This window comes from Frankia sp. CcWB2 (genome assembly GCF_977927585.1).
The window spans coordinates 1-3,269 of the sequence record NZ_CDWRCM010000040.1 but is presented as its reverse complement, the minus strand read 5'-3'; the positions used below and the strand labels follow the sequence as shown (position 1 = coordinate 3,269).

General features: G+C 75.1%; 1 protein-coding gene and 1 pseudogene. Both read left to right on the top strand.

Features of this window, described 5'->3' with window-relative positions:
• Positions 1-1,076 (top strand): annotated as a pseudogene (locus ACY45C_RS06575) (SDR family NAD(P)-dependent oxidoreductase); the annotation flags it as partial.
• The coding region (locus tag ACY45C_RS06570) for a beta-ketoacyl [acyl carrier protein] synthase domain-containing protein (protein WP_462186751.1) at positions 1,069-3,269 on the top strand (2,201 nt) is incomplete at its 3' end. The pseudogene ACY45C_RS06575 and the gene ACY45C_RS06570, both read left to right, overlap by 8 nt.

The following is a 3,269-nucleotide window of genomic DNA, read 5'->3' as shown; positions in this document are numbered from 1 at the left end:
GGCGGGCCGTCCGTGGTGGGCTACCGTGACGGGGTCCGCGCGACCCCGCGGATCCGGCCGGTGGAGCTGGGCGTCGCGGGCGAAGTCGGCGAAGTCGGCGACGTGGGTGCGGCGGGCTACGCAGGCGAACTGCCCGCCGGGCTCGGCCCCTCCTCGGTGGTGCTGCTCACCGGTGGCGCGCGGGGTATCACGGCGGCCGTCGCCGTGGAGCTCGCCCGGCGCAGCGGCTGCGCCATCGAGTTGATCGGGCGCACCCCACCGCCCACCGGACCGGAGGATCCGGTGACGGCGGATGCGCTCGACGCCCCGGCGCTGCGCCGCGCGCTCGTCGCCACCGGCGTCCGCCGGCCGGCCGAGATCGAGTCCCAGGTCGCCCGGTTGCTCGCCGAGCGGGAGGTGCGCACCACGCTGGAGGTTCTTGGCCGGCTGGCCTCGTCGGTGCGTTACCACGCGGTGGACGTGCGTGACGGTGCCGCTGTTGCCTTGGTCGTGGCCGACGTCTACGCCCGCCACGGTCGCCTCGACGGCGTGGTGCACGGCGCGGGCATCCTGGCGGACCGGCTCCTGCGGGATAAGACGCCCGAGTCGTTCGACCAGGTGTACCGAACGAAGATCGAGGGTGCCCGGGCGCTGCTGGCGGCGCTGCGGGACGACGTCGGCTTCGTCGCCCTGTTCGGGAGTGTCGCGGGCGTCTTCGGCAACCGCAGCCAGGTCGACTACGCCGCCGCGAACGACGCCCTGGACACGCTCGCCGGTGCCTGTGCGGGCCGCTTCGCCGGCCGGGTGGTCAGGTCGACTGGGGTCCCTGGGGATCGGCGCGGGACTTCGTGGCACGGGCCGGCGGACCGGCCCCCGCGGTGGCCGGGGGCGCGGTGGCCGGTGCGGCCGGTGTGGCCGGTGTGGCCGGTGGTGGGATGGTCTCCCCGGAGCTTGCCCGGGAGTACGCGCGCCGTGGCATCGGCCTGATCGATCCCGCCGACGGGGTGGCCGCCCTGCTGCGGGAGCTGGCCGCTCCGGCGGGCACGCCCGCGCAGGTCGTCTACATGTGCGCCTCGGTGGAGTCGTTCGATGCCTGAGCCCGGTGCCGGGCCGGGGGGGCGGTCGGCGTCGGGATCCCGGCCTGCGCCCGGGGGCGGCGCCCCACCCATCGCCCTGGTCGGGATGGCGGCGCTGTTCCCCGGCGCCGGCGACCTCGGCACCTTCTGGGGCAACATCGTCGGGGGCGTCGACGCGATCCGGGAGGTGTCGCCGGAGCGTTTCGACGTCGACGACTACTTCCGCCCCGACCTGTTCCGCCCCGACCCGCCCCGCGGTGACCGTCCCGGCGCCGGACCGGGCGGTGCGGGTGGACCGGGCGGTGCGGGCGGTGCGGGCGACGCCTTTTACTGCCGGCGTGGCGGTTTCGTCGAGGAGTTCGCGTCGTTCGACCCGGCCGCGTTCGGCATCATGCCGCTCGCCGTCGACTGGACCGAACCCGACCAGTTGCTGTCCCTGCGGCTCGCCGCCGCGGCGATCACGGACGCCGGCGGTCCCGAGCGGCTGGGGGACGCCGAGCGTGTCGGGGTGGTGCTCGGCCGCGGCGGCTACGTCGGTCCCGGGGTCGCCAAGCTCGAACAGCGGGTGCGCACCTCCCGCCAGATTGTCACGACGCTGCGCGAGATCCTGCCCGACCTGCCGGCCGAGGCCGTCGAACGGGTCCGGGAGGCGTTCGTCGCCCAGCTCGGACCGCAGCGCCCCGAGGCGTCCATCGGGCTGGTGCCGAACCTCGCCGCCTCCCGCATCGCCAACCGGCTCGACCTGCGCGGACCCGCCTACACCGTGGACGGGGCCTGCGCGTCATCGCTCATCGCCGTCGACATGGCGATGAGCGACCTCGGGTCCGGCCGGACCGACGCGATGATTGTAGGTGGCGCCCACATCGTGCACGAGGCGTCGTTCTGGAGCGTCTTCACCCTGCTGCGGGCGTTGTCCCCGAGTGAGATCATCCGTCCCTTCGACCGGCGGGCCGACGGCATCCTCATCGGCGAGGGCGTCGGTATGGTCGTCCTCAAGCGGCTCGCCGACGCCGAGCGCGACGGCGACCGGATCTACGCGGTGCTGCGGAGATCGGCCACGTCCAGTGACGGCCGGTCCGCCTCGCTGATGGCCCCGGCGGTCGAAGGCCAGACGCTCGCCGTCCGCCGGGTCTGGGCGGATGCCGGGCTCGACCCGACGGCGCCGGGTGCGATCGGCCTCGTCGAGGCGCACGGCACGGCCACCCCCACTGGCGACGCTGTGGAGCTCGCCACCCTCGGCCGGATCTTCGGCACCGCGCCGGCCGGGCCGGCCGGGCCGGGGCGGGCGGACATCGGGATCGGTTCCGTCCAGTCCATGATCGGTCACGCGATGCCGGCCGCGGGCGCGGCCGCTCTGATCAAGACCGCGCTGGCGCTGCACCACCGGGTCCTGCCGCCCACGCTGCACTGCGACGAGCCGCATCCGGCGTTCGCGGGCAGCCGGTTCGCGCCGGTGCGCGCCGCCGTCGAGTGGGACACCCCGGCCGGCGGCGGTCCCCGCCGAGCGGGGGTCAACGCCTTCGGGTTCGGCGGCATCAACGCCCATCTGGTGCTGGAGGAGGCGCCGGCACCTGCGGCGGTGACGGCGGCCCGTACGTTCGCCGCCCCGGCGGTGACCACGGTGGACCGGGCGGCCGACCCGGACGTCGATCCGGACGCCGAACCGGTGCTGCTGTTCGCCGGGGCCGACGCGGCTGACCTGCTGGCCCAGCTCGACGTCCCGGACGCGGAACTGCTCGCCCGCGACGACGCCGCGGCCCCGCCGACCGGTGGGCCGTGGCGGCTGGCCCTGGTCGCGCCGACCGCCCGTCGGCTGGCGCTCGCCCGCACCGTCGTCGAGCGCGGCACCCCCTGGCGGGGACGCAACGACCTGTGGTTCACCCCGGCGGGGATGTTCGCCCCCGCGCGGCCGGGTGGGGACTCCCCGGCGCAGACCGCCTTCCTGTTCTGCGGCCTGGAGGACAAGTTCACCCCGCGGATCGACGACGTCTGCGAACATTTCGGGCTGACGAAGCCGGCCCTCGACGACACCGGGATGCTCGGCCGGCATGGCGTCGCGAGCGTTGAGGTCGGCCGGATCCTCGATGTGGCGCTGCGGCGGCTCGGGATCACCCCGGACCTCGTCGGCGGCCACAGCATCGGCGAGTGGAACGCGATGATCTCCTGTGGGCTGATCACCGACGAGTACACCGACGACTTCCTCGCCGGCTTCGA